Below are 22,514 nucleotides of genomic sequence, written 5' to 3' on the forward strand. Positions count from 1 at the left end.
GCGAGCGGCAGCACCAGCGCGGCCAGGCAGACGGCGGCGAGAATCAGCGGCTTGCCGCGCGGCGCGTCGGGTGCGAGTGCCGGCCATCGCGACGTCGATGGCGGTCGCCACGGGTCTGTTCGGCACGAACGCCGAGTACGTGTTCAAGCTGCAAAGCGCGTTGGCGGAATGCAGCCTGAACGATCCTTATATCGACGAACTCGCGGCCGAGCTGACACGCATGGGCAGCCGGCCTGCGTGAACCTCAGAAGCGCAAGCCGTTCAGAAACTGAAACCACAGACCGCCGAGGGCGCCGGCGGGATGCGCGTCGGTGCCGGGTTCGTCGTGCTTCGCGTTGCTGGCCTGGCTGGTGTGGCTGGCGCGTTTGCCGCGCAGGTCGCGAGCGGCGGCGTCTTTCCCGCCTGCGGCGTCGCAGTGAACCGATGCGCTCGTTTCGGCCGCCTGATCCGTCTCGCTCGCATGGCTTGCCTCGCTTGCTGCGCCGGCCATATCGGCGCTCGTGGCCTGCGCGGCTTCGCGGCGCGACGCCTGCAACGCCGCCACGCTGTCCGCGATCTGCGCGGCCCGCTTCGATTCGCATTGTCGCCCGAGCAGCACACCGAACAGCACGTCGCGATTATGTCCTTCGTCGGCGAAACGGATGGCGACCGAGACCATCTCCGCGTATGCCGCTTCGTCGGCTGCGCGCGCGGCCGCCTCGCGCCTCGCCTGCGCCTGCTGCTGGCGCGCGCGCTGCGCTTCCCAGCCGCGCATCTGCTCCGCGTAGACCGCGTCATACACCTTGCGCTGCGCGGCGTCGGAGAGAATCGCATAGGCGTCCTTGATCTCCTGGAACGCGGCGCGCGCCACTTCCTCGGCGCCGCTATTGCGATCCGGATGCCACTTCATCGCGGCTTTCCGGTAGGCGCGCTTGATTTCGTCATCGCTGGCATGCGCGTGCACGCCGAGCGTGTCATAAAGGGTTGTCATTGCTTGCTCGACCTCGCCGGGAATCATCGCGGCCCATCGTAGCATGCGAAAAACGCCGCTATCGTGACGCGGCCCGTGCGTGAGCGGCTGCCACGGCACGAAAAAAAAGGCCTCGCCACTGTCGTGGCAAGACCGAGTCCCATGTCAAGGAGTGTCATGGAGGAGACGATTCGATCATAGCCGTGCGTCGCCGCGCCCCCAAACAACGGTTCGCCATATGCTTATCTGGCGTGGCCTCACGTGCATTGCAGCGCGCCGTCGGACCGTGCGGTTATATCGTTAGAACAAAAAGTCGCTTAGCCTCGCGTCCCGCGGTCATTAAGATGACACTTCAAAGTCCGGTTCGCCCCGGCCCGTCTGCGCGCACCCCAGCGTCAGCGCGTCGGCGTGTCGCGAACCGCCACCGAAGGAGTATTTCGTTGACCCGATTCGATCATCATCGCCGCCCGCTCGTCGTCGGCATTGGCGGCACCACGCGCGCGGCATCGTCGACTGAACGCGCTCTCGGCTTCGCCTTGCGCGGCGCCGAAGCTGCGGGCGCGAACACCCGCCTGTTCGGCGGCACGTTCCTGCATAGCCTGCCCCACTACGCGCCGGAACAGCCGAACCGCACCGCCGAACAACTCGAACTGATCGAGGCCGTGCGCCACGCGGATGCGCTGATCATCGCGACGCCCGGCTATCACGGCGGCGTGTCGGGTCTCGTGAAGAACGCGCTCGACACGCTCGAAGAGTTGCGCGCTGACGAACGCCCCTATCTGGACGGCCGCGCGGTCGGCTGCATCGTCACCGCTTATGGCTGGCAGGCCGCCGGTTCGGTGCTGACCTCGCTGCGCTCGATCGTCCATGCGTTGCGCGGCTGGCCTACGCCGTTCGGCGCAGGCATCAACACAGTGGAAACGCGCTTCGATTCCGTCGACACCTGCTCCGATGCGAAGGTCGTCGATCAGCTCGCCACGGTCGGCCAGCAGGCCGCGCAATTCGCGCTGGCGTTCAATGCGCATCGCGCAACGGGCTCGCAGCCTTCCGCCAGCACGCTCAACGAAGCACCGCCCGCGCGCCTGCTGCACGCGGTCTGATTCTTTCGACTGTCTGTCCGACTACCCTGCCCACCATGCCCGTGACGCCGCGTTCGCGGCCCACGGCATCGGCGTTTTCACGAACCGTGCGGCACATAACAGACGCTTTCGCCGCCACGCTGTTAGTGTGTCCGGACACAGCGATACGATCCGATCCGGGCTCCTGAAGACCGCTCCCGAACCCCGCTGATTTGCAAACGACGAAAGATTGGTTCACCCGCTGCGCAGCGCGCCCTACGCTTGACCCTGTTCGCCCATTCAATGGAGTCGTGGCGAGAGGGTTACGTTCTACGCACTGGTTTCCTTGCAACGCATGCGGGCACACTGACAAGTCGATACCATGAATTCACATATCCGCTACAAGGGTTACGAGGTCGCTCCGGCCGCACAGCTTCTGCCCAACGGGCTGTTCGCCGCCAACCTGACCATCGAAAAAACCTCCGCGAACAACGGGAAAGCGTATTCGTTCGATGCGCTCGATTACTTCTTCGACGAGGAACATGCGCTCGCTTACGCGTTCCGCTGGGGACGTATGTGGATCGACCACCATCAGTGACGGTGGGCGCCCCGGTCGGCGCACTTAACGGGATCGACGCGGCCGTAGCGGTCGCGCCGCGAATCTGAGGGCAACGAGCGCCGGTGGCATAGCTGGCTCGCGCCCGCTTCGCTGCAGTCCCCGGCGTCGTCTGTCAAACGGTTGTGCCAGAATAGGCGGCACCACGAGTCCGCCCTGCGCACGCCTGCCATGCCTGATCCATCAATCGATCTTGTCGAATACTCACGCGAATGCCTGAGGGCATCGCGCGACGCGCGGCCTGTGGCTTTGCTGTGCAGCGCGTTTTCGCACCCGTAACGCACACGACGATCAGGAGACGCGGCCATGACATGGACCGTCGATGAACAACTCGCGCTGACCGCCACGCAGGCGGTCGCCGCGATCCAGTCCGGGCGCCTCAAGGCCACCGACTATGTCGCCACGCTGCTCGCGCGCGCGGCCTCGCTCTCCAGCCTGAACGCGCTCACCACCCTCGACCTCGACGGCGCGCTCGCCGCCGCGCAGCGCATCGACGCATTGCCGGCAACCACCAGGGCGCAATTGCCGCTCGCGGGGCTGCCCATCGTCGTCAAGGACAACATCAATACGGCGGGCTTGCAGACTTCGGCGGGCACGGCCGCGCTCGCGGGCTTCATTCTGAAGGCCAACGCACCGTCCGTGCAACGGCTCGTGGACGCGGGCGCGATCGTGCTCGGCAAGGCCAACATGCATGAACTGGCGTTCGGCATCACCAGCACGAATTTCGCCGTGCATGCAGGACCGGTGCGCAATCCCTACGATCCCTCGCTGATTCCGGGCGGCTCGTCGGGCGGCACTGCCGTTGCGATCGCCGCACGCATCGCGCCCGCAGGTCTGGGTACGGACACCGGCGGCTCGACCCGCATTCCCGCTGCCTTGACCGGCACCGCCGGGTTTCGTCCGTCGGTCGGCAACGGCGGCGCCGAGCGGCGCTATCACGATCCGAACGCCGTCGTGCCGATCAGCCACACGCGCGACACCGTCGGACCGATGGCGCGCACCGTCGCCGACATCGCGCTGCTCGACGGCGTGATCACCGGCGCGGGCGCGTTGCCGGCGCTCACGCTGAGCGGGCTGCGCATCGGTCTGCCCGCGCCGCTATGGGAGGGGATCGAACGACAGGTGGAAGACGTGGCGCGCGCCGCGTTGAGCCGGCTCGAAGCGGCGGGCGTCGTGTTCGTGCCGGTCGCGATGGACGAACTGGAGCACCTGAACGGCATGGTCGGCGGCCCGATTGCGATCCACGAAGCGCTCGACGACGTGCGCGCGTGGCTCGTCGCCAACGATGCGCCGGTGAGCACCGTCGCCGATCTGGCCGCGCGCATCGCGAGTCCGGACGTACGCGCGATCTACGATAGCGTGCTCGCCGATGCGCTCGGCGGCCACTACGCGGCGGCGCTGAATCAGTGGCGGCCGCGCTTGCAGCAGTACATAGCCGCGACGTTCGCCGGCGAGCGTGTCGACGCGCTGCTGTTTCCGACCACGCGTCTCGCCGCCGTGCCGATCGACGACCTGAGCGGTTCATCGAGCGTGTCGATCGACGGCGGGCCGTCGATCGACACGATGGAGGCGTTCGTACGCAATACGGATCCGGCCAGCACGTCGGGCATTCCAGGGCTCTCGCTGCCCGCGGGAATGACCGCGAGCGGCCTGCCGGTCGGCCTCGAACTGGACGGCCCGGTGGGGGCCGACCGGCGCCTGCTTGCGATCGGCGTCGCGTTCGAGCAGGTGCTCGGTGGGGTGCCGGCGCCTGTGCTTTGATGCCGTCCTTTACCCGTAGCTCTTTGCCCGCAGCGCTTTGCCCTTCGCTCCTTGCGACAGCCAACTCTTCCGACGACACCCACCCAAGTGCCGATGCCAACACCGACACCCAGCCCTTCGCCCACCTCCCCTCAGCGAACCCGATTGCGCCATGCCGCGAGACTGGCCGCGGCATTCGCCATCACCCTCACCGTCACCGCATGCGCGCGCCTTGCCACCGTCGATTCGAACGCGTTGTGGAAAATCGTCGACATACGCTGCGTGCCGTCGCAGCAGGCCACCGGTACGCCGGGCCAATGCACGCGCGTCGATCTCGAGAAACGCTATGTGATCCTGAAGGATATTGTCGGGCGCTCTCAGTATCTGCTGATTCCTACCGATCGCATCACCGGAATCGAAAGTCCGCTGATACTCGCGCCGCACGCGCAGGATTACTGGGTCGATGCGTGGAGCTCGCGGCATGATGTCGCGCAGTCGGTCAAGCGTACGCTGCCGGACAATCTGCTCGGACTCGAAATCAACTCCCAATATCGCCGCTCGCAAAACCAGTTGCATATCCATATCGACTGCATGCGCCGCGACGTCAGCCTGGCGCTCGGGCGTCACGCGAAGGACGCGCCCGGCCAGTGGCATTGGGATACGATCGACGGCCGGCGTTACCGGATCATGCGCGTGACTTCGTTGAGTCAGGCCGGCAATCCTTTCCGCATCGTCGCGCGGGACAATCAGGATGCCGAAGCCATGGCGACGCAAACCATCCTCGTGACAGGCGCGGGGCCGTCAGCGGACACCGATGGCTGGCTGATCCTGAACAGCGGCATCGACGTCGACGACGGCAGCGGCTCGGCCGAAGGTCTGATGGATCACGCGTGCCGCGTCGCGGATGCGCCGTGAAGGCCAGAGAACACGCCGCCGCAAGGGCTCGCCGCCTATGCACTATTGGGCAGATACTTCGCTCGATAAATTGGTTCTGGCAGCGCGTCTGGGTCCGTAGGATCGGTCTGAACCTGCACCATGACCATCCCGCCCATGGCGATTTATCTCGACGACGCACAACGCAATTCCATCGCCCGGCTGGCAAATAGCTGGACCTGGCGCACGCAATGGCCCACATGGGCGCTGATCGTTGCGATCTACGGCGGCTGGTTCGGCGTCGCGACCCATGCGCGTGCACTCGGCCTGCCGTTGACCACCGGTCTGCTGACGATATCCGCCGCGTGGTACACGTCGCTGCAGCACGAACTGCTGCATGGGTATCCGACCCGCTCGCCGTTCGTCAACGCGCTACTGGGTTTCGCGCCGCTCGCGGTATGGTTTCCTTATCGCATTTATCGCGAGTCCCATCTGCAGCATCACGACGATCCGCACCTGACGCATCCCGGACGTGATCCCGAGAGCTATTTCGTCACCCCGCTCGTGTGGCAACGCGCGGGGTGGGCGATTCGCGCGCTGCTGGCTTTCCGCAATACGTTGATCGGCCGGCTGCTGGTCGGCCCGGCGTTCGCTATCGCCGCCACCGGCGTCGAGGCGCTCGCGAGGATCAAGCGCGGCGACTGGCGCGATGTGCCGGCGTGGCTCGCGCACTTCGCCGCCCTGGCCGCGCTCACGGTGTGGTTGCAGCGCAGCTGCGCCATACCGGCGTGGGTTTTTATCGTCGGCGTGGGCTATGGCGCGCTGTCGCTGGGTTCGATCCGCTCGTTTCATGAGCATCGCACGGCGCATGATCATGCGCATCGCACCGTCATCAATGAAGCGGCCTGGTACTGGCGGCTGCTGTTTCTGAACAACAACTATCACGCGGTGCATCACGATCTGCCACACGTGCCGTGGTTCGCGCTGAAAAAGATCTACGAAGCGCGACGCGACGCTTACCTCGATCGCAACGGCGGCTTTCTGGTAAGCGGTTATAAGGAATGGCTGGCGTGCTACGCATGGACGCCGGTCGCTCATGCCGTGCACCCGGCAAGCTACCCCTTAACCGACGACGCCCGGCCCGATGCTTTGCCGTGGGTCAGGCGCTGGCGACCGCTGCAACCGTCGACCATACCGGCCGATCTCCAGAGCCGTGCGCAGTCGCAGCGATAGATGCGTCTCACGCGGCTTCGCCGGCTCGCGCGATTCAAGCCACCCCTCACGACGCGATCAACGGCAACCGATCGCACAGCCAAGCGCCCCTAGCGCCCCGACAATGCCCACCCCGGCACCGAGCCCGAAGGTTTCGAGCGAAGTCGCGCAGCCCTGCAGACCACATGCGCACACCAGCGTCGCAGCGAATAACCACCGCCGGACCCGCTCGCGCTTCAGCACTCTGCCGTATCGACTACCATGATTCATCGTGTCCCCTCCGTACCGATTGTCCCGAGCAAAAGCGGAATCGCCGCAGCGAGTGTAGCCAGCGCATGCGCGCGAACAACGGATGAATACCGGGCAAAAACAGGTAGGCGCTTACAAAAGCTTGCAGGCATGTAGTCAATTTCCGCCCGAGTCAGGCGTCGGAATCCCGCCATTTCACCGCCAATGCCGGTTCTCCCACATACTCAAACCTTACGGCTTGTCATCCTGTTGACTCGGGCGTCGGAGGGAGATCGTCATGTCGGTTTATGTCGATGAAGGGTTCAGGCCCTGTGTGACGGAATGCGCGACGGTCGCATTCCGGGTGTGCTGCGACGATCGTGCGCAGATTTTCGAAGTCAGCGCCGATGCGCTCGTCACGTTCTGCGGGGCGGCGAGCAAGCGCAAGGAGGACCTGCTCGTCGCGTTCGAGGACGCGCAACTGGAGATTCTCTCGGTCGCCGCGCAGAAGTGGACCTTCAGACCGACCGAGCCCGTGCGGCTCGGACTCGACGAATTCCGAATGGTCAGACATTAGCCGTGTCAGAATCGCATCATGATCTGGATCGCCGCCCTGCCGATGTATAACGTCACGCCCGCCCTCGACTTCGAGTGGCGCGAGTGGCTCATCGACGTGCTGCGCCGGGTCAAGCCGGCGTGCCGCATCGTCGAGCCGGACGAGGAACTGCACGGCTTCTGGCGGCGCCCCAACCTGCTGCTCTCGCAAACCTGCGGCTATCCGCTGATGCACGGCCTGCACGAACAGGTTCGCCTGATCGCGACGCCGCGCTTCGACGCGCCCGGCTGCGAGGGAGCGCACTACGCGAGCGTGCTGGTGACGCGAGCCGACGCACAGTTCGATACGCTCGCGGCTTGCCGGGGCGCGCGCGCCGCCTACAACCAGGACGATTCGAATAGCGGCATGAATGTGTTTCGTCATGCGGTCGCGCCGCTCGCGCGCGCCGGCATGTTCTTCAGCACGGTGCTGCGCACGGGCTCCCATCTCGGTTCACTGCGGGCCATCGCAGACGATCGCGCGGATGTCGCCGCGGTCGACTGCGTGACTTTCGCCTTCGTCAATGATGTGATGCCGGAGTTGGCGCGGCGGCTTCGCGCGATCGGCATGACGGCGGCGTCGCCAGGCTTACCGTTGATCGCGTCCGGCACGGTGCCGGCGGCCACCGTCGAAGCGCTGCGCGACGCGCTGAACGAAACCCTCGAAGTGCGCCCCGAACGCGCAAAACGCCTGCGTTTGCAGGGCTTTTCCGTACTACCGCTGACGGACTACGAACGGATCGGGCAACTCGAAAACGAAGCGCGCGCCGCCGGCTATGCGCGCCTCGCCTGAGCCGCGACCCTACTGCACGTCCAGCACGAGAAGCTGCGCGCCGTCGGCCACCTGATCGCCGACCGCGTAGAGCACTTCGGTCACCGTACCGGCCGCCGGCGCGCCGATCGTGTGCTCCATTTTCATCGCTTCCATCACGAGCAGCGGCGCGCCCTTCTCGACCACGGCGCCTGGTTCGACCAGCACAGCGATCACCTTGCCCGGCATCGGCGCGGTCAGGCGGCCCTCGCCGCCTTCCGCGTCGGCGGCATGCGCGAGCAGGTTCTGCCACTCGAACGCGAGCGCCTCACCGAGACAGAACACATGGAACGTATCGCCGTCGATAAACACGCGTCCCGTCACCCGCACATCGCCGAGGGTTGCGCGCAATGCGTGCTCGCCCGCCCCGCTCGACCACGAAAAGTCTTCGCGCACGCCGTCGTGTTCGAGCGTCTGCGTGCCGCCGTCGCGGGCGAACGAGACCGTGAACGCACGTTCATTGTCGCCGTGACCGATCTCGCGCCAGCCGAGTGTCTGCGTATAGCCGCCGTTCAGTCGCCAATGCGATAACGCGTCCCACGGCGACGCGCCGTGCGCCGTGCCGCCCTCGCGCGTGAGCAGCGCAGCGCAGGCGAGCGCGAGCGCTTCCTTGAAGGGCTTCCTGTGCGGAGCAAACAGCGCGTCGTGATGACGCTCGATCAAGCCCGTGTCGAGATCGGCGGTGGAAAACGGCTCGCTCGCGACGATACGTTGCAGGAATTCGATGTTGGTATGCGGGCCAACCACCTCGCACGCATGCAATGCACGACTCAGGCGCGCAAGCGCTTCTTCGCGCGTGGCGCCGTGGACGATCAGCTTGGCGATCATCGGGTCGTAGAACGGCGTGATGGTGTCGCCCTCGCGCACGCCGCTGTCGATCCGCACCGGCGCCTTGCGCCCTGCTGCGCCGGGTCCGGCCGCGCCGGCCGCATCGATCGCGAACTCCACGCCTTCCGGCATGCGCAAATGCTTGAGCTTGCCCGTCGACGGCAGAAAGCCGCGCGCCGGATGCTCCGCATAAATGCGCGCCTCGATCGCGTGGCCATCGAGCTTCAACTGCTGCTGCGTGAGCGGCAGCGGCTCGTCGGCGGCGACGCGCAGTTGCCATTCCACGAGGTCCTGCCCCGTCACCATCTCCGTGACAGGATGTTCGACCTGCAGACGCGTGTTCATTTCCATGAAGTAGAAATCGCCGCTGCCGGTCATGATGAACTCGACCGTGCCCGCGCCGACGTAATCCACCGCGCGCGCGGCGGCCACCGCGGCCTCGCCCATTTCGCGCTTGAGTTCAGCGCTAAGCCCCGGCGCCGGCGCCTCCTCCAGCACCTTCTGATGACGCCGCTGCACCGAGCAATCGCGATCGAACAGATACACCGCACCGCCGTGGCGGTCCGCGAACACCTGCACTTCCACGTGACGCGGCCGCGTCAGATACTTTTCGATCAGCACGCGGTCATTGCCGAAACTGCTCGCGGCTTCGCGCTTGCACGAGGCCAGCGCCGCCGCGAAATCCTCGCTGCGCTCGACCACGCGCATGCCCTTGCCGCCGCCGCCCGCGCTCGCTTTGAGCAGCACTGGATAGCCGATCGCATCCGCTTCGCGGTGCAGCAACTGCGGGTCCTGATCGTCACCGTGATAACCTGGCACGAGCGGCACCGCGGCTGCGTGCATCAGCGCTTTCGCGGCGGCCTTCGAACCCATCGCGGCGATGGCCGACACCGGCGGTCCAATGAAGACGATGCCGGCCGCCTCGCACGCGTGCGCGAAATCTTCGTTCTCCGATAGAAACCCGTAGCCCGGATGCACCGCCTGCGCGCCGGTGGCCCGAGCCGCTTCGATGATGCGCGCGACCCGCAGATAACTTTCCGCCGCCGTCGAGCCGCCGATGTGTACCGCCTCGTCGCAGGCGGCCACGTGTTTCGCGTCGGCGTCCGCGTCGGAATAGACGGCCACGCTCGCGATGCCGAGCCGCTTGCAGGTCGCGGCAACGCGGCAGGCAATCTCGCCACGGTTGGCAATCAGGATCTTGTTGAACATGAATGTCTCGATGAAATGGGCCGTTCGGCGCTGTTGTTCTGTATCGGATCGAGGCGCGCTCACGCGCCCCGGCAACGGGCGAGCTCGCGCGTCAGCCGCGCCAGCCCGGCGTGCGCTTGTCGAGGAACGACGCGACGCCTTCGCGACCTTCCGCGCCGGCGCGCGTGCGCGCGATACGCGTTGCCGTGTCTTCGATCATCGCATCGTTCAACTCGTGGCCCGCAATGTCCTGCACGAGCTGCTTGCAGGCGCGCACCGCTTGCGGCCCATTCGCGCAGAGCGTGTCGGCGATCTGCGCAACGGTGGCGTCGAGCTGCCCGGCTTCGACCGCTTCGCTGACGAAGCCGAGCCGCAACGCCGTCGCGCAATCGAAGGCCTCGGCGGTGACGAAATAGCGGCGCGAGGCCTGCTCGCCCAACGCGCGGATCACGTAAGGCGCGATGGTCGCGGGAATCAGACCGAGCCGCGCTTCCGACAGGCAAAAGCGCGCGCTCTGCACCGCCACCACGATGTCGCACGCGGCGATCAGGCCCATGCCGCCCGCGTATGCGTCGCCGTTCACGCGCGCGATCACCGGCTTGTTGCAGCGATACACCGACGACAGCATGTTCGCGAGCAGTATCGCATCGGCGCGGTTCTCGTCGTCCGAGTAACCGGCCATCTTCTTCATCCAGTTCAGGTCGGCGCCTGCGCAGAACGCCTTGCCGTTCGCGGCGAGCACTACCGCGCGCACGTCGTCGCGTGTGTTCAATGCCGTGAAGGCCGAGGTCACTTCGGCGATCATCGTCTCGTTGAACGCGTTGCGCACGTCCGGGCGATTCAACGTGACCGTGGCAACCTGTCCGGCCAATTGCACATTCAGTGTTTCGTATTGCATCATCGCAGCTCCCGCGCTTCGTCGCGCATCGTCACATTCTGAACACGCCGAAACGCGTGTCTTCGATCGGCGCGTTCATCGCGGCCGACAAGCCGAGGCCGAGTACGTCGCGCGTTTGCGCCGGATCGATCACGCCGTCGTCCCATAGTCGCGCACTCGCGTAATACGGGTGCCCCTGATGTTCGTACTGATCGCGGATCGGCTGCTTGAACGCTTCTTCCTCTTCGGCACTCCATGTGCCGCCTTTGCCTTCGATGCCGTCGCGCTTGACCGTGGCCAGCACTGACGCCGCCTGCTCGCCGCCCATCACCGAGATGCGCGCGTTCGGCCACATCCACAGGAAACGCGGCGAATATGCGCGCCCGCACATGCCGTAATTGCCCGCGCCGAACGAGCCGCCGATGATCACCGTGAACTTGGGCACCCTCGCAGTCGCGACCGCCGTCACCATCTTCGCGCCGTTACGCGCAATACCCTCGTTTTCGTACTTTCGGCCCACCATGAAGCCGGTGATGTTCTGCAGGAACACCAGCGGAATCTTGCGCTGGCAGCATAGCTCGATGAAGTGCGCGCCCTTTAACGCCGACTCCGAAAACAGAATGCCGTTGTTCGCGATGATGCCGACCGGATGCCCCCAGATATGCGCGAAACCGGTGACGAGCGTGGTGCCGTAGCGCGCCTTGAACTCGTCGAACGCGGAGTCGTCGACGATGCGCGCGATCACCTCGCGAATATCGAAGGGCTTACGCGTATCGACGGGAATCACGCCGTACATGCTCTTCACGTCGTAGCGCGGCGGCTTCGGCTCCTGCAACGCGAGCGGCGTGGGTTTCGTGCGATTCAAATTGCCGACGATGCTGCGCGCAATCCCCAGCGCGTGCGCGTCGTTTTGCGCGAGATGATCGACCACGCCCGACAAACGCGTATGCACGTCGCCGCCGCCGAGATCTTCCGCGCTGACCACTTCGCCCGTCGCCGCTTTCACGAGCGGCGGGCCGCCGAGAAAAATGGTCCCCTGATTCTTCACGATGATCGACTCGTCGCTCATCGCCGGCACATACGCGCCGCCCGCCGTGCACGAGCCCATCACGACGGCGATCTGCGGAATGCCCGCCGCCGACAGATTTGCCTGGTTGTAGAAAATGCGGCCGAAGTGATCGCGATCGGGGAACACGTCGTCCTGATTCGGCAGATTCGCGCCGCCCGAGTCGACCAGATACACGCAGGGCAAATGATTTTCCGCGGCGATTTCCTGAGCCCGTACGTGCTTCTTCACGGTGACCGGATAATAGGTGCCGCCCTTGACCGTCGCGTCGTTGCAAACGATCACGCACTCCTGCCCCGCGATTCTGCCGATGCCCGTAATCACGCCCGCGCCGGGCGCGTCGTTGTGATACATGTTGTAGGCGGCGAGTTGCGAGAACTCGAGAAACGGCGTGCCCGGATCGAGGAGCTTCTCGATGCGATCACGCGGCAGCAGTTTGCCGCGCCCCGTATGTTTGTCGCGTGCGGCCTGGCCGCCGCCTAGCGCGAGCTTGGCGACCTTCGCGCGCAGATCGGCGACGAGCGCTTCGAGCGCCGCCGCGTTGGCGCGAAAGTCGTCCGAGCGCGGGTTCAGCTTGGATTCGATGATCGGCATGAAGTGGCTTCTCCTTTTTGCCGCTTTATATAGAGGCCGGGCGTTCGGCGCGCCCCGTCGAGGCGCGCCGTCGTGTGACGCGCGAGCGCCATACGATTCTCCGCGTGACGCAGCGCCATCACCGCACGTCAGACCGTTTCGGCAAACAGCTCGCGGCCGATCAACATGCGGCGGATCTCGCTCGTGCCCGCGCCGATTTCATACAGCTTCGCATCGCGCCACAAGCGCCCGACCGGATACTCGTTGATATAGCCATTGCCGCCGAGTATCTGGATCGCCTCGCCGGCCATCCACGTGGCCTTTTCCGCGGTATAGAGAATCACGCCGGCGCAGTCCTTGCGCACCTGGCGCACGTGCTCGTTGCCGAGCGTGTCGAGTTGACGGCCCACCGCGTACAGATAAGCGCGGCACGCCTGCAGCGTGGTGTAGAGATCGGCCACCTTGCCCTGGATCAGCTGAAACTCGCCGATCGACTGGCCGAACTGCTTGCGGTCGTGGATATACGGCACCACCGCGTCCATCACCGCGACCATGATGCCGGTCGGGCCGCCCGCCAGCACCGCGCGTTCGTAATCGAGGCCGCTCATCAGCACCTTCACGCCGCCGTTCAGCTGGCCGAGAATATTTTCTTCCGGCACCTCGACGTTCTCGAACACCAGCTCACCGGTATGAGAGCCGCGCATGCCGAGCTTGTCGAGCTTCTGCGCCACCGAAAAGCCCTTCATGCCCTTCTCGACGATAAACGCGGTAATGCCGCGCGAATTCGCTTCGGGATCAGTCTTCGCATAGACCACCAGCGTGTCGCAATCCGGGCCGTTGGTGATCCACATCTTCGTGCCGTTGAGCACGTAGCGGTCGCCCTTTTTCTCGGCGCGCAGCTTCATGCTGACCACGTCCGAGCCCGCGTTCGGCTCGCTCATCGCGAGTGCGCCGACATGCTCGCCGGAGACCAGCTTGGGCAGGTATTTCTGCTTTTGCGCGTCCGTGCCGTTGCGGTGAATCTGGTTCACGCACAGATTCGAATGCGCGCCATACGAAAGGCCCACCGAAGCCGACGCACGCGAAATCTCCTCCATCGCGATCATGTGCGCCGTGTAGCCCATGTTCGCGCCGCCGTATTCCTCCGACACCGTCATGCCGAGCACGCCGAGATCGCCGAATTTACGCCACAGGTCCATCGGGAATTGATCCGTGCGATCGATTTCCGCGGCGCGCGGGGCGATTTCCTTGGCGGCGAATCCCGCGATGCTGTCGCGCAGCATTTCGATTTCTTCGCCGAGCGGGAATTGCAAACCGGGCAGGTTGTGCATTGCTGTGTCTCCAGAGTTCGTTGACGACCGGACTGCCTCACGGGGGCGCCGGCAGGTCCGGGCGCGGTCGGGCGCAGCCCGGCGAACGTTCGCGGTCTGCCGGAGCGCCGCCATGCTGCGCGAGGCGCGCTAGCTTCAACGTGCATTTCACGCCAGATTGACGTAAGCGTCAATAGGTATTTTTGAGTGTTACTCAGAAAATAGCCGGACGGTCTCCGCACGCCCTCTTCCGTGATAGGATCGGCGTCATCAAGCGCCAAACGCCTATCTTCGGGCTCAAGCCGAGCCGTAAATCTGAACTTGACTCATATGACGGTTGCCGTGAAGGCCGAATTACCCGTGTCGCGCCGCCAGCCGGCTGGGCGCAAATCGCAACAACGCGTGAAGGAGATTCTTCAGGCGGGGCGTGACGTGTTCTCCGAAAAAGGCTACGAACGCGCGACGACCGCGGAGATCGCGCAGCGTCTGGGCATTTCAGAGGCGACCGTGTTCAGCTATTTCCGCGGCAAGCGCGAGCTGTGCGCGCGCGTGATCGGCGACTGGTACGACGAGATCATCGAAGCGATCGAGTCCGGCTTGCCGCGCGACGGCAATGTGCGCCAGCAATTCGCTTTCATCGTGCGCACACATTTGCGGCTGATGCTGGTGAACGGCACCGATCTGTGCGCGCTGGTGCTGTCCGAGGGCCGCGCGCGTCATCACGAGTTGAGCGAGGCGCTGACCGAACTGCAGCGCCGCTACACCGCGCCGTTGATGCGCGTGCTGGCGCAGGGCCAGGAGAGCGGGCAGATTCGCGCCGACATGCCGCTGCGCCTATTACGCTCGATGGTGTTCGGGCCCATGGAGCACGTGCTGTGGGACGCCACGCTGACGAACCGGCAGATCGATATCGACACGACCGCGGATCAACTGATCGACGTGTTGTGGAGCGCGCTCACGCCGCCGGATCTGGCCGTGAGTGCATTGCAGCAGTTCAGGATGGAAGTGGCGGAGGCGAACCGGCGCTTCGACCAGGCAGCTGCGCGGCGTTCGCCAACCACACAGCGCGAAACATAGCCCACGGTCAATGCGCCGTTTCTCTACGAAGGCGCTTCTCCACGTCTGTGCGCCGGGCAAAAAGAAGCTTAATCTACTGCTTCCCCGGCCGTGCCCAGAAGGAGAATCCAAGTGGCTGAAGCAAAAAGCGTAACGAGCACAAAGCGCGCGAAATCCACGAAGACCGCGAACATTCGCATCGGCATCGGCGGCTGGACCTATGCGCCGTGGCGTGGACCGTTCTACCCGGACGATCTCACGCAAGCCCGCGAACTCGAATATGCGAGCCGCAATCTCACGTCCATAGAAATCAACGGCACATTTTACGGTTTGCAGAAGCCAGCGAGCTATGAGAAGTGGTATCAGGAGACACCGGACGATTTCGTCTTTTCGCTAAAAGCGCCGCGCTACGCAACCAACAGAAAAGTGCTGGCGGAAGCAGGCGAAACGATCGAACGCTTCTTCACGAGCGGCGTGCTGCTGCTCAAACAGAAGCTCGGTCCGATCAACTGGCAATTCGCGCCAACCAAGAAATTCGATCACGAAGACTTCGAAGCGTTTCTGAAACTGCTGCCCACCAGTATCGAAGGGCAGAAGCTCAGGCACGCGATCGAAGTGCGCAACGATACGTTCAAGTCGCCGGAATTCATCGCGCTCGCGAGGAAGTACGAGGTTGCGGTCGTGCTGGCCGGCGACAGCGATTACCCGCAAATCGCCGACCTCACCGCACCGTTCGTGTACGTCCGCATCATGGGCACGACCGACAAGCAGGCCAAGGGCTACTCGGCGAAAGCACTCGACGCATGGGCCGAGCGCGCGCGCCAGCTTGCCGCCGGCACCACACCGGCGGACCTGGAGACCTGCGCCGAGCCGCCGGCCCAAGCGGTGGCACGCGATGTCTACCTGTACGTGATCAGCGGCTTCAAGGAGCGCAATCCGGCCGCCGCGATGGCGTTGATCGGCAAACTCTGATCCCGCCGCAGTCCTCGCTGCGGCAAGCGGGTGTCATAATCGCGCCAGCGGATCGACGCAAACTCGATACAAACAACCTAACCCCAGCGCAGAGTCCACGCGAAACCGGCGTGCAGGCACGCGCACATTCAGGCGGCCACGCCGCCTCATCATCCAGGCCCCGGAGAATATTTTGAGCGCCATCGACAATCCTTTGCACGATCAGGAAGTCGGCTCGGCCGACGCCACCCAGGACACCACGCGCATCGACGACGTTCGGATCGGTGCGGTACGTCCGTTGATTTCCCCTGCGCTGCTGCAAGACGAACTGCCCGTGCCGCCTGCGGTGCAAACGCTCGTCGAAAAAACGCGCGCGGAAATCGCCGACATTCTGCATGGCCGCGACGACCGGCTCGTGCTGATCGTCGGCCCCTGTTCCATTCACGACCACGACCAGGCGATCGCATATGCCCGCAAGCTCAAGGCTGCGGCCGACACCTACAAGAACGATCTGCTGATCGTGATGCGCGTGTACTTCGAAAAGCCGCGCACCACGGTCGGCTGGAAAGGCTACATCAATGATCCGCGTCTTGACGGCAGCTTCCGCATCAACGAAGGCCTGCGTTTCGCGCGGCAACTCCTGCTCGACATCAACGGCCTGGGCCTCGCCACCGCCACCGAATTTCTTGACCTGCTCAGTCCGCAATACATCGCCGATCTGATCGCGTGGGGCGCCATCGGCGCGCGCACGACGGAGAGCCAGAGTCATCGGCAACTGGCCTCGGGGTTGAGCTGCCCGATCGGCTTCAAGAACGGCACCGACGGCGGCGTGCAGATCGCCGCCGACGCGATCGTCGCGGCGCGTGCGAGCCACGCGTTCATGGGCATGACGAAAATGGGCATGGCCGCGATCTTCGAAACGCGCGGCAACGACGACGCGCATGTGATCCTGCGCGGCGGCAAGAAAGGACCGAACTACGACAGCGCGTCGGTGGAGGCGACCTGCGCAGCGCTCAAGTCAGCGGGTCTGCGCGAACAGGTGATGATCGATTGCTCGCACGCGAACTCGGGCAAATCGCATTTGCGCCAACTGGACGTGGTGCAGGATCTGGCGCAGCAACTCACGCAGCGCGAGCGCCGCATTATCGGCGTCATGCTGGAGAGTCATCTGGAAGAAGGCCGTCAGGATCTGAAGGCCGGTGTGCCGCTGCGTTACGGTGTATCGATTACGGATGCCTGCGTGAGCTGGGCGCAAACCGAGCCGGTGCTCGACACCCTCGCCGACGCGACCCGCAAGCGTCGTGCGCCGGGTTGAGCCGCAGCTCGAACGAGGCGCGCCGCGAGTCGCAATTCATCGCGACTCAGGCACACGCGCCGCACCAGCCACCGACCGGTTCAGCCCGACGGGGTTGGGCAGCGCGTGGTTCTTCACGCCCGATACATGGCTCGCCGCACGCGTCACAGCATGGCAGCGCGCACGCGGATGCTCCGGCGTGAAGCGCGTTGCATTACGACGCGTTGACGGCTTCCTTGAACGCCTTGCCGGCAGTGAACTTCACCGTCTTGGCCGCCGCGATCTGGATCTCGGCACCCGTCGACGGATTGCGGCCCACGCGTGCTGCGCGCGCGCCGGTCGAGAAAGAACCGAAACCGACCAGTTGCACCGTATCGCCGCTGACAACCGCTTTGGTCACCGCTTCGACGATTGCGTCGATGGTTTGGCCGGTGGCCGCTTTGCTTTCGCCCGTCGCTGCGGCGACTGCATCAATCAGTTCCTGTTTGTTCATAGCACTTCCCGTATGGTAATCATGGAACCGGCGCCACATCTGTCGCGCCGGGACCGACACACTAACGCATAGGCGCGCATTCGCGCAAACCTTCGTGTAAGGCTTGTATCACCCGCCCAGAGCCAATTTGACGATTTTTCGTCGCAAAGTGCCATAAGAATCGCGCGCTTACGCGCTTCCGGCGCTTCGCGCGCTCTGGCAGCGCATCACAATCCGTTGCAATTTCAGTCATTTAGCGGCCAGAAAACAGCCGGCAGCACGCATTTTTACTGTGTTAGGGTGGGTCGCAAAGATTCGGCGTAGAGCTCTCGATGCCCCGGCCGATCCAGGAATTCGGGAGGAAATAAAAATGACGTTTCGCCATATTGCAACAGGCTTGCTGATGGCCACGCTGTCGTGCGCCGCCTCGGCCACTGACGATAACGGCTGCGCCACGCTCGTCGGCGCAACCGGTTCGGCGACACCCGAAGGCTTCAAAATGCGAGACGGCGAACCCGTCGATCTGGTCAGCGGCGCAAAAACGGTCCACGGCAAGCTGCTGGTCTTCGCCGACAGCGGCGCCTTCCGCGCTTACTGGCAGCCCGAGAAAAGCGCGGAAAAATACGTGCTGGCGAATGCGGGCGCGAATGCGGTCCGCCTCGTGTCCACCCCGCCACAAGGCACGCCGGCCACGAATGGCGAACCCGGCCTCGCCGTTGCCCCTCAACGCGTGCTGTCGTGCCCGGCACTGTGAATCGGTAAAAACGCCAGGCGTTGTAGGCGACGCGGCATAAATGACCCGCTCATCCAGGCTCTGCGAGGTCGGACTTACCGCTTGCTCGACGCCCATTTATTTCCTTCCAATAACCTATCAAGCTCGTCCCCGCGTTGCCGATATACAAAGCTGCGTACGCGGCGCAAACGTCAAAAAGGAAGGGAATGGGTCGGCTAGTCAGATTGTGGGAAGCACGCTGGGTCACGGAAAGCGACCCAGAGCTCGCGTGCTCGCAGCTTCAGGCGTTCAGCCGCCAGATCCCGCTCCTCTATTTCATCCTGCTCGTCAATACGATGGCCGTAGCGGTCACGCATTGGCATAGTGCGCCGGCATGGTTGTCCATCTATCTGCCCGCCGTGCTGTGCACCTTGTGCATTGTCCGCTGCATACGCTGGTGGCGCGTCCGGCATCGCGTGCTCACCGGCGACCAGGCCGAGGCCGAACTGCGTCAACTGACCTGGCTCGCCGGCCTGTTCGGCATCGCGTTCAGCGCCTGGTCGCTTCTGCTATTTCCCTATGGCACCGCGTTCGAGCAGGCGCAGGTTGCGTTCTACATGGCGACCACGCTGGTCGGCTGCGTGTTCTGCCTGATGCATCTGCGCACGGCCGCGCTGCTGTTGCTTTCCATCGTCATCCTAAGCTTTTCCACCTTCCTCGTTTTCACGGGCTACCCGGTGTTCATCGCGATGGCGATCGACATGACGCTGGTGGGCGTCGCGCTCGCAGTCATCATCCAGCTCTATTACCGGACCTTCGCCGACGTCGTGCATGCACAGCGCGAACTGCAGGCGAGCCAGCAGAAAACACAGCGGCTCAGCGACGACAACTTCCGTCTCGCGAGCATCGACAGCCTGACCGACCTGCCCAACCGGCGCAGCTTCTTCGCGTCGTTGCGCGCGATGGCGGAACAATCGCTCGCCACGGGCAGCGGCTTCAATGTCGGACTGATCGATCTGGACGGCTTCAAGCAGGTCAACGACATCTACGGTCACGCGAGCGGCGACCTCGTGCTCCAGGAGGTCGGCTCGCGGCTGCTCGCGCAAGCCGAGCCGGGCCTCTTCTTCGCGCGCCTCGGCGGCGATGAATTCGGCGTCCTCGCGCAGCAGAGGTTATCGGACGAAGCGCTCGTCGAGTTGGGCCAGCGCATCTGCGGCGCGCTCAGCGCACCGTATCGCGTGGCGGGTAATATCGCCGAGCTGTCGGGGACGATCGGCTGGGCCGCGTTTCCCGAAGCCGGCGAGACCGTCGCGCAGGTTTTTGAACGCGCCGACGCCGCGTTGTACTTCGGCAAGGAAAGCCGTCGCGGCAAGCCGGTGATTTTCTCGACGGAACACGAAACGCGCATCCGGCGCTCGAGCCTCGTGACCCAGGAACTGCGCCATGCCGATCTGGAAGCCGAGCTGTTTCTGGAATTCCAGCCGATCTACGATCTGCTCACGCGGCGCCCCATCGGTCTGGAAGCACTCGGGCGCTGGCACAACGCGCGCCTCGGCGCCGTCAGGCCGGAAGAGTTCATCCGGATTGCGGAGCGCACCGAACTGATTCTGCACATTACCGAGGTGCTGCTGCACAAAGCACTCGACGAAGCTGCGCGCTGGCCGTGCGATCTGTTTCTCTCGTTCAATCTGTCCGCGGTGGACATTTCGACGTCGGCGCGCGCGCGTCGTCTGATCGATATCGTGGCAGCGAGCGGCGTGCCGCCGCAGCGGGTGTCGTTCGAAATCACGGAGACCGCAGTGACGCGCGATTTCGAGCAGGCGCGCAGCTCGCTCACGATGATCAAACAGGCCGGCTGCCGAGTCTCGCTCGACGACTTCGGCACCGGCTATTCGAGCCTGAGCTACGTGCATCGGCTGCCATTCGATACGATCAAGATCGACCGCAGCTTCGTGACCGACGTGGACTCGAACAGCGCGTCGAAGAAGATCGTCAAGTCGGTGCTCGACCTGTGCCGCAACCTCGGGCTCGAATGCGTGGTGGAAGGCCTCGAAACCGCGTCGCAAGCCGAGGTCGTTCAGGCGCTTGGTGCGCGCGCGGTGCAAGGCTATCTGTTCAGCCAGCCGATGCGCGCGTGCGCCGTTGCCGCGTATCTGCAAGCGGCGCCGGGCCAGCCTTACGCAATGGATGCGCAGCGCTAGTCCCGCGGCGTCCAGACCCCGTGCAACGGCAGCAAGATACAGCGCGATGTCGTGGCCACCGCACGCTTAGCGCGGCACGTCCGGATAGTCGAGCCTCGGATACCAGTCGGTGCCGCGGCCGCCAGGTGTCATGTCGAGCAGCGTCCACAGCGGCATCGGGTCCGGTGCGCCGCGCGGGTCCTGGCCGGGATCCGCCGACGACGGCCCCATCTCCTCGGCCCAGAAATGCCGCACGGTGCCGTTCGAACGCGTGAACACGTTCAACGCCGGGTTGTCGTCGCCGGCGGGATCTTCGGCCGCGTAATCGCGGTTGAACGTGTTGCCGCCCGACGAGTACAGCCGCAGATACCGCCAGCCCCGCTCCTTCCCGAACGCGACCAGCTTGTCGATTGGCGAGCGGCCGATTACCGCGAACGCCACGCGTTGCAGGATGTCGGGCATTTCGCCGTCGTAGGCGCTCAGCAGCGACGTGCACATCGGACAGGGCCGCGCGCGCTGCGGGCCGTACATCCAGTTGTAGGTGATGAGCGTGTCGTGCTCGCCGAACATCTCCGAGAGCGTCACCGGGCCCGCTTCGCCGTCGAAACGATAATCCTCGGGCACGACGCCGCCTGGCGGCAGCGCACGGCGCTGCGCCGCCACCCGTTCGATATGGCGGCGCAATTCGATCTCCTCGGCCAGCAAGTCGTTGCGTGCGCGGCGATAGTCGGCGCTCTCGCCGGGAAAACGCGGCGGCTGCCCGGCCAGTTGCCGTGCCGGCTTGAGCGTTTGCGCGGATAGGTCTACGTCAGTCATCAGCCATCTCCTTGTGCGGAAAAGGGATGGAGGGCGCTTATCGTCGCTCGTGTCGTCCTCCATATGGTCACGACGATCGGCGTCGTGGCAAATCGACATTCATGACGAAAAAATCGTCGGACGTGGGCGACGGCATCCGGCAACCCTGGCACTGCGGCCGTCACCGAAACCGCGCGGCAAGGTATGCTTTTGCGAAACAGCACGCGCGCGTGAAACGCGGATAAACCCAGAGCCAGCGTCACCGCCGTCGTCCTTGGGGATGCAACATGCCGCTTCGTCTGCCACCTCTGCCCGCGCTTCGCTTCTTCGAGGCGGCCGGCAGGCATCAGAGTTTCAAGCTCGCCGCCGCGGAACTGAACGTGACGCCGAGCGCGGTCAGTCACGGCATCGTCGGGCTGGAGCAGGCGCTCGGCGTCGAGCTGTTCGTGCGCGAGCCGCGCGGCATTTCGCTGACGACGACCGGCGCCGATTACCTGTCCTACGTTGCCGAAGCGTTTTCGCTGATCGCCATTGGCACGCAGCGTCTGCCCAACCATCGCGCGGATCGCCCGATCGCGTTGAGCTGCGCGCCGACTTTCGCGTCGCGCTGGCTGCTGCCGCGTCTCGCGGGTTTTCGCGAGCGCTGCACGAAGGTGAACGTGAGCGTCGACACGTCGCACCGCCACGTCGGCTTTCCGGTCGACGGCTTCGATTTCGCGATTCGCCTGAGCCGGTCTCCAGTCGCGGGCGCCGCGTGGACGCGCCTGTTCGGCGAACGCTTCGTACCTGTGTGCAGCCCCGTTTATCTGGAGAGTCTGCGCGACGAGCACGGCAATATCAAGCTGGAACACGCGACGCTGATTCACGTGAACGCGGCGAGTGAAGACTGGCAGGCGTGGCTCGATGCGACTGGTGCCGACGGTATCGAGACCACGGGAGGTTTGCGTGTCGACACGATTCAGCTCGCTTTCGAGGCGGCCGCCATCGGCCTCGGCGTCGCGCTCGGCAGAAGGCCGCTGGTCGATAGCGATCTCGCGAGCGGCGCGCTTGTCGAAGCCTCCACCGGGACGATCGATTCGGCTGGCGCCTACTGGCTCGTGAGCGCCGAAAACGCTGACCGCCGGCCGGAAC

General features: G+C 64.6%; 21 protein-coding genes. 14 read left to right on the forward strand and 7 right to left on the reverse strand.

Annotation, left to right across the window (positions count from 1 at the left end):
* Window positions 1–70 precede the first annotated feature (70 nt).
* Window positions 71–241 (forward strand): gamma-glutamylcyclotransferase, encoded by a 171-nt coding sequence (locus CIC12_RS33705; protein WP_342030576.1) that lies wholly within the window; start codon window positions 71–73, stop codon window positions 239–241.
* 3 nt (window positions 242–244) lie between these two features.
* Here CIC12_RS33705 and CIC12_RS27600 read toward each other — a convergent pair whose 3' ends face one another.
* Entirely contained in the window at window positions 245–970 is a 726-nt protein-coding gene (locus tag CIC12_RS27600) for a J domain-containing protein (protein WP_168668884.1), read from the reverse strand.
* 419 nt (window positions 971–1,389) lie between these two features.
* On the opposite strand from CIC12_RS27600, the gene CIC12_RS27605 reads away from it, so the two are divergent.
* From CIC12_RS27605 to CIC12_RS27635, 7 genes are all read left to right on the forward strand, one after another.
* A complete protein-coding gene (locus tag CIC12_RS27605) occupies window positions 1,390–2,049 on the forward strand; it encodes an NADPH-dependent FMN reductase (RefSeq protein WP_168668886.1) in 660 nt (219 codons plus the stop codon).
* Window positions 2,050–2,389: 340 nt separating this feature from the next.
* Complete coding sequence (locus CIC12_RS27610) at window positions 2,390–2,605, forward strand: transcriptional regulator (protein WP_168668888.1); 216 nt, start codon at window positions 2,390–2,392, stop codon at window positions 2,603–2,605.
* 324 nt (window positions 2,606–2,929) lie between these two features.
* On the forward strand, window positions 2,930–4,384 hold the full coding sequence (gene iaaH, locus CIC12_RS27615; protein WP_168668890.1) for an indoleacetamide hydrolase: 1,455 nt from the start codon (window positions 2,930–2,932) through the stop codon (window positions 4,382–4,384).
* Window positions 4,385–4,477: 93 nt separating this feature from the next.
* A complete protein-coding gene (locus CIC12_RS27620; RefSeq protein ID WP_168668892.1) occupies window positions 4,478–5,278 on the forward strand; it encodes a CDP-diacylglycerol diphosphatase in 801 nt (266 codons plus the stop codon).
* 135 nt (window positions 5,279–5,413) lie between these two features.
* A complete protein-coding gene (locus CIC12_RS27625) occupies window positions 5,414–6,469 on the forward strand; it encodes a fatty acid desaturase (RefSeq protein WP_168669217.1) in 1,056 nt (351 codons plus the stop codon).
* 505 nt (window positions 6,470–6,974) lie between these two features.
* Complete coding sequence (locus CIC12_RS27630; protein WP_168668894.1) at window positions 6,975–7,253, forward strand: DUF1488 family protein; 279 nt, start codon at window positions 6,975–6,977, stop codon at window positions 7,251–7,253.
* Window positions 7,254–7,271: 18 nt separating this feature from the next.
* Complete coding sequence (locus CIC12_RS27635; protein WP_168668896.1) at window positions 7,272–8,063, forward strand: phosphate/phosphite/phosphonate ABC transporter substrate-binding protein; 792 nt, start codon at window positions 7,272–7,274, stop codon at window positions 8,061–8,063.
* Between the two features lie 9 nt (window positions 8,064–8,072).
* Here the strand turns inward: CIC12_RS27635 and CIC12_RS27640 are convergent, their stop codons facing one another.
* The 4 genes from CIC12_RS27640 to CIC12_RS27655 form a co-directional block, all read right to left on the reverse strand.
* Window positions 8,073–10,118, reverse strand: coding sequence for an acetyl/propionyl/methylcrotonyl-CoA carboxylase subunit alpha (locus CIC12_RS27640; protein ID WP_168668898.1), 2,046 nt, complete (start codon window positions 10,116–10,118; stop codon window positions 8,073–8,075).
* Window positions 10,119–10,209: 91 nt separating this feature from the next.
* Window positions 10,210–10,995, reverse strand: coding sequence for an enoyl-CoA hydratase/isomerase family protein (locus tag CIC12_RS27645; RefSeq protein WP_168669219.1), 786 nt, complete (start codon window positions 10,993–10,995; stop codon window positions 10,210–10,212).
* A gap of 31 nt (window positions 10,996–11,026) precedes the next feature.
* A complete protein-coding gene (locus tag CIC12_RS27650) occupies window positions 11,027–12,634 on the reverse strand; it encodes a carboxyl transferase domain-containing protein (RefSeq protein ID WP_168668900.1) in 1,608 nt (535 codons plus the stop codon).
* Between the two features lie 128 nt (window positions 12,635–12,762).
* Window positions 12,763–13,944, reverse strand: a complete 1,182-nt coding sequence (locus tag CIC12_RS27655; protein ID WP_168668902.1) for an isovaleryl-CoA dehydrogenase — start codon at window positions 13,942–13,944, stop codon at window positions 12,763–12,765.
* Window positions 13,945–14,253: 309 nt separating this feature from the next.
* Here CIC12_RS27655 and CIC12_RS27660 point away from each other — a divergent pair, with 309 nt between their 5' ends.
* From CIC12_RS27660 to CIC12_RS27670, 3 genes are all read left to right on the forward strand, one after another.
* Window positions 14,254–15,000: a TetR/AcrR family transcriptional regulator gene (locus CIC12_RS27660; protein WP_168668904.1), complete on the forward strand. Its 747-nt coding sequence runs from the start codon at window positions 14,254–14,256 to the stop codon at window positions 14,998–15,000.
* Window positions 15,001–15,111: 111 nt separating this feature from the next.
* The gene (locus tag CIC12_RS27665) at window positions 15,112–15,951 is read left to right on the forward strand and encodes a DUF72 domain-containing protein (protein WP_168668906.1); all 840 of its coding nucleotides are present in this window, start codon (window positions 15,112–15,114) and stop codon (window positions 15,949–15,951) included.
* A gap of 172 nt (window positions 15,952–16,123) precedes the next feature.
* The gene (locus CIC12_RS27670; RefSeq protein WP_274597581.1) at window positions 16,124–17,245 is read left to right on the forward strand and encodes a 3-deoxy-7-phosphoheptulonate synthase; all 1,122 of its coding nucleotides are present in this window, start codon (window positions 16,124–16,126) and stop codon (window positions 17,243–17,245) included.
* Between the two features lie 193 nt (window positions 17,246–17,438).
* Here CIC12_RS27670 and CIC12_RS27675 read toward each other — a convergent pair whose 3' ends face one another.
* Window positions 17,439–17,717, reverse strand: a complete 279-nt coding sequence (locus tag CIC12_RS27675; protein ID WP_042324988.1) for an HU family DNA-binding protein — start codon at window positions 17,715–17,717, stop codon at window positions 17,439–17,441.
* 349 nt (window positions 17,718–18,066) lie between these two features.
* On the opposite strand from CIC12_RS27675, the gene CIC12_RS27680 reads away from it, so the two are divergent.
* Together CIC12_RS27680 and CIC12_RS27685 are read left to right on the forward strand one after the other, a co-directional pair.
* Window positions 18,067–18,450: a hypothetical protein gene (locus tag CIC12_RS27680; RefSeq protein WP_174772225.1), complete on the forward strand. Its 384-nt coding sequence runs from the start codon at window positions 18,067–18,069 to the stop codon at window positions 18,448–18,450.
* A 185-nt stretch (window positions 18,451–18,635) separates the two neighbouring features.
* The gene (locus CIC12_RS27685) at window positions 18,636–20,609 is read left to right on the forward strand and encodes a putative bifunctional diguanylate cyclase/phosphodiesterase (RefSeq protein WP_168668908.1); all 1,974 of its coding nucleotides are present in this window, start codon (window positions 18,636–18,638) and stop codon (window positions 20,607–20,609) included.
* A 66-nt stretch (window positions 20,610–20,675) separates the two neighbouring features.
* Here the strand turns inward: CIC12_RS27685 and CIC12_RS27690 are convergent, their stop codons facing one another.
* Window positions 20,676–21,404, reverse strand: coding sequence for a DUF899 family protein (locus CIC12_RS27690; protein WP_168668910.1), 729 nt, complete (start codon window positions 21,402–21,404; stop codon window positions 20,676–20,678).
* Between the two features lie 266 nt (window positions 21,405–21,670).
* Between CIC12_RS27690 and CIC12_RS27695 the strand changes: the two genes are divergently transcribed.
* A partial coding sequence (locus CIC12_RS27695) for a LysR substrate-binding domain-containing protein (RefSeq protein ID WP_168668912.1) occupies window positions 21,671–22,514 on the forward strand: 844 nt, incomplete at its 3' end.

Origin of the sequence: Paraburkholderia sp. SG-MS1 (assembly GCF_012275575.1) — a bacterium.
GTDB lineage: Bacteria > Pseudomonadota > Gammaproteobacteria > Burkholderiales > Burkholderiaceae > Paraburkholderia.